The following is a 4,174-nucleotide window of genomic DNA, read 5'->3' as shown; positions in this document are numbered from 1 at the left end:
GCCGGCAGCGACGACGCCGCGGTGCGACGCACGGCCACCGACGCCGGGGCTCCGGTGAGGCGGGCGGATGCCGGCACCCGGCCGGCGCCGGTGCCGTGCGCGCCCGCGGCGAGGCCGCCGACGAACAGCCCGGCCGCCCCGAAGGGACTCAGCAGCGCGCCGGTGGTGTGGGCCTGCGCGACCAGATCGCTCGGCCAGGTGAGCGTGTGACGCATGAGGAGCATCGCCGCGCCGATCCCTGCGTCGGGGTGGTCGCCGTGCAGGGCCGTCAGGCGACGCTGGATCAAACCGGCTCGCGCGTCGTCGCCCGCGAGCTCCGCCGCACGGCGCTCCGCCCAGAGTTCGACGGTCTCGTACACGGCCGCAGCATCGCGGAGCGCTCGCGCGACCTCGGCGGCCGTCTCGCGCCGCTCCGCGGTGCGCATCCGGAGCGCGTCGATCTCCGCCCCGAGCCGCTGAGACGTCGCCGGGCCCACCATCAGATCGTCGGCGGCGAGCATCAGGTAGCGATCGACGTCGTCGAGGTCGGCGTGCAGCACGTCGAAGCCGCGCGCAGCGTGACGGAGGGTGTCGGTGTCGACGGCGACGGCGCCGCCGGCGGAGATGTCGAGGTCGTCGCTCATCGCTCACTCATCCCCACGCCGCCTCGTCCTGCAGTCGCATCGCCTGCCGGGCCGCGTCATCGCGCAGCACCTCAGCCTGTGCGGCAGCGCCGGCGACGTCGTCGCACCAGCGTTGCGCGGCATCACGGAACTCCCGCCCGCCGCGGGAGCGCCACGACGTCGCCTCGGCCAGCCGCACGGCGTCGGTCTCGACCTGCCGCAGGCGCTCGACCGCGAGCGCGAGACGCCGTTCCGCGCGCTCGGCTGCCGCCACGTCGGCGCCCGAGATGGTCGAGACGGGGGAGGGGAACGTGAAGAGCATGCGTTCAGGATGCGGCCGCTTCCGGCCCCGGTCGCAGCCGCGACGGCGAGCCTGAGGACGGAGGCGGGACAGGTGCGACCTGTGCAGGAGGAGAGCGGCCGGACGGCATCCGCCTCTTGCGCGCAGCGCATCCGGTGCACGCACAATGGGGATCATGAGCGCGAACGAGTACGAACCGTTCCGCGTCGTCTTCGTCTGCACCGGCAACATCTGCCGCTCCCCGATGGCCGATGTCGTCTTCCGCTGGTTCTCGGATTCGGCCGGGCTGAGCGATCGTGTGGTCTCGACGAGCGCGGGAACCGGGGAGTGGCACGTCGGCGAGCGAGCCGATCACCGCACGCTGGAAGCCCTGGAGCGCAAGGGCTACGACGGATCGCGGCACCGTGCCCGGCAGTTCACCCGCGAGGACTTCGAGCGCAACGACCTGATCGTCGCGCTCGACCGCAGCCACGAGCGCATCCTGCACGAGTGGGCCCGCACCGAGGGCGACACCGACAAGCTCGCACTGCTGATGTCGTTCGAGACGGATGCGCCGACCCTCGACGTGCCCGACCCGTACTACGCCGGCCCCGGGATGTTCGACGACGTGCTGACTATGATCGAGGGTGCGAGCCGGGCGCTCTTCCGGCAGCTCGAACCCGCCATCAGACCGGCGTCCTGACGCCGGTCCCCTCACGCGCGACGACGGGAGTCTCCGGTGACCTCTCTGCCCGACCAGCCCCTCAGCCCGCTCGACGGCCGCTACCGCGCCGTCGTGGCACCGCTCTCCGATTTCCTCTCCGAGGCGGGCCTGAATCGCGCGCGCGTCGAGGTGGAGGTGGAGTGGCTGCTCGCCCTCACCGACCGTTCGCTGTTCGGAACGTCACCCCTGGATGAGGAGGCCAAGCGCAGCCTGCGCGCGCTCTACACCGATTTCGGCGCCGAGGAGATCGCCTGGCTCGGCGAGAAGGAACGGGTCACCCGTCACGACGTGAAGGCCGTCGAATACCTCGTTCGCGACCGGCTCGACCGACTCGATCTCGGCGGCATCGCCGAGCTCACGCATTTCGCCTGCACGAGCGAGGACATCAACTCCACCGCCTATGCCCTGACGGTGCAGCGCGCGGTGACGCAGGTGTGGCTGCCCAAGCTCCGCGCGGTGATCACGAAGCTCGAGGCTCTCGCGGTCGAGCACCGCGACGCGGCGATGCTCTCACGCACCCACGGACAGCCGGCCACCCCGACCACGATGGGCAAGGAGCTCGCCGTGTTCGCGTGGCGCCTTGCGCGGGTCGCGGATCAGATCGAGGGCGGCGACTTCCTCGCGAAGTTCTCCGGTGCCACCGGCACGTGGTCCGCGCACCTGGCCGCCGAGCCCGACGTCGACTGGCCGGAGCTGTCGCGTTCGTTCATCGAGGGCCTCGGCATCGGCTTCAACGTTCTCACCACGCAGATCGAGTCGCACGACTGGCAGGTCGAGCTCTACGACCGGGTGCGGCACGCGGGCGGCATCCTCCACAATCTCGCGACCGACGCATGGACCTACATCTCGCTCGGCTTCTTCGCGCAGATCCCGGTCGCCGGGGCGACCGGCTCCTCGACGATGCCGCACAAGATCAACCCGATCCGCTTCGAGAACGCCGAGGCGAATCTCGAGATCTCCGGTGGTCTGTTCGGCACCCTCGCCCAGACCCTCGTGACCAGCCGCATGCAGCGCGACCTCACCGATTCGACCACGCAGCGCAACATCGGCGTCGCGTTCGGGCATTCGCTGCTCGCCCTCGACAACCTCGAGCGCGGGCTCGGCGAGATCTCGCTGTCGCAGCACGTGCTGGATGCCGATCTCGACGCCAACTGGGAGGTGCTGGCCGAGGCGATCCAGACCGTCGTTCGCGCCGAGATCACCGCCGGGCGGTCCCAGATCTCCGACCCTTACGCGCTGCTCAAGGAGCTCACGCGCGGGCGTCGCGTGGGCGCGGCGGAACTGGCCGAGTTCGTGCGGGGTCTCGACATCGGGGATGACGCCAAGGAGCGCCTGATCGCGCTCACCCCGGGCGGCTACACCGGGCTCGCGTCATCCCTCGTCGACACGCTCGCGTAGACCGTTCAGGAGGAGGTGGGGGACTCGTCGCCCGCGGAGTCGACCTCGTCGGGCAGAAGTACCGGACGATCGATCGGCTTCTCCATCTCGGCCGGGTCGACCGCGAGCAGCAGCAGGGCGACGATGAGAAGCGTCGCGATGAAGCTCACCCCCGCCACCACGAGCGCGACGACGATCGCGCGCTGGTGGTCCTCGGCCGGCAGCGCCTGGAAGAATCCCATCGCCACGAGCGCGACGATCCCGGCGAACGCGGCGGCGGCGAAGGCGAGCCCGAGAAGCTGAACGGGCTTGAGCAGGTCGCGGCGGGTGGGCTTGTCGGTCACGCGTCGGCGCCCCTCTGTTCTGCAGCGCCCCGTTCTGCAGCGCCCTGCTCGGCGGGCGCACTCTTGGGTCGCGGGCTGGCTCCGGCGATACCGAGGTACACCGCGACGATGGCGGTGTAGAAGCCCAGCACGCCGACGGCGATGATGGTGCCGGTCAGCTCGAACGTGCCGGCCTCCTCGATCGTGTAGCTGAGCGAATACTCCGGCGACACGAGCAGCGTCGCTGCGGCGAACACGAGGGTGAGCGCGCCGATGACGACACCGTCGCGCGACTCGGTGCGTGTGGGGATGCTGCCTGCCCCGCCGCGCATGCCGCGGATCCCCGCGATGAGCTCGGTCACTCCCGCGAGGACCGCCCACGCGATAACGATGACGAAGAAGAGCGTCGTGGTGCGCCACGGCGGCAGGCCGGCGGCCATGCCGGCGGCCGCCGAGATCAGGCCGAGGAGCACCGCGGGCCACCGGGCGCCCGCCGGGTACACCAGCCACGCCGCGGCGAGGTGTACGAGGGCGGTGGCGAGGGCGAACCCGCTGAAGACGGCGAGACCCACGGCGGCCGAGTGGTCGCTCGAGAAGGTGATCATCACCGCGGCGATCGCCGCGAAGACCGCACGCGCGACCTGGACGTGGCGCACGTCGAAGGCGCGCGAAGACGGAGATGAAGTCACGATGGTTCCTGTGGAGGTGGTCCTGACGGACAGGACGGATGCGTCCAGTTTAGGTCGTCGCCCCTGTGCGGGTACTCCACGCCCGTCCGGGGCGCATCCGTCCTGCCGATCCCGCGCGGCCTGAACCTCAGGCGAGGAGGGTCTCCCCGATGTACCCGCCCTCGGCGCAGCCCGGCGGC

The 4,174-nt window shown here is 71.0% G+C and carries 5 protein-coding genes and 1 pseudogene; 2 read left to right on the top strand and 4 right to left on the bottom strand.

Annotation, left to right across the window (positions count from 1 at the left end):
- Together B4E30_RS15050 and B4E30_RS15045 are read right to left on the bottom strand one after the other, a co-directional pair.
- Window positions 1–623 (bottom strand): annotated as a pseudogene (locus B4E30_RS15050) (hypothetical protein); the annotation flags it as partial.
- 7 nt (window positions 624–630) lie between these two features.
- Window positions 631–924, bottom strand: a complete 294-nt coding sequence (locus tag B4E30_RS15045) for a hypothetical protein (protein ID WP_286795966.1) — start codon at window positions 922–924, stop codon at window positions 631–633.
- A gap of 154 nt (window positions 925–1,078) precedes the next feature.
- On the opposite strand from B4E30_RS15045, the gene B4E30_RS15040 reads away from it, so the two are divergent.
- Both B4E30_RS15040 and purB read left to right on the top strand, forming a co-directional pair.
- The gene (locus B4E30_RS15040; RefSeq protein ID WP_286795963.1) at window positions 1,079–1,585 is read left to right on the top strand and encodes a low molecular weight protein-tyrosine-phosphatase; all 507 of its coding nucleotides are present in this window, start codon (window positions 1,079–1,081) and stop codon (window positions 1,583–1,585) included.
- Between the two features lie 36 nt (window positions 1,586–1,621).
- Window positions 1,622–3,004 (top strand): adenylosuccinate lyase, encoded by a 1,383-nt coding sequence (gene purB / locus B4E30_RS15035; protein ID WP_286795962.1) that lies wholly within the window; start codon window positions 1,622–1,624, stop codon window positions 3,002–3,004.
- Window positions 3,005–3,009: 5 nt separating this feature from the next.
- Here the strand turns inward: purB and B4E30_RS15030 are convergent, their stop codons facing one another.
- Window positions 3,010–3,327 carry an amino acid transporter gene (locus tag B4E30_RS15030; RefSeq protein ID WP_071045244.1) on the bottom strand — a complete coding sequence of 106 codons (318 nt, stop codon included), beginning with the start codon at window positions 3,325–3,327 and terminating at the stop codon, window positions 3,010–3,012.
- Entirely contained in the window at window positions 3,324–3,995 is a 672-nt protein-coding gene (locus tag B4E30_RS15025) for an acyl-CoA synthetase (RefSeq protein ID WP_286795961.1), read from the bottom strand. The genes B4E30_RS15030 and B4E30_RS15025 overlap by 4 nt, the downstream gene beginning before the upstream one ends.
- Window positions 3,996–4,174: the final 179 nt, after the last annotated feature.

This window comes from Microbacterium sp. UBA3394 (genome assembly GCF_002358725.1).
Taxonomy (GTDB): Bacteria; Actinomycetota; Actinomycetes; order Actinomycetales; family Microbacteriaceae; genus Microbacterium; species Microbacterium luteum.
This window is presented reverse-complemented; position numbering and strand designations above follow the sequence as displayed.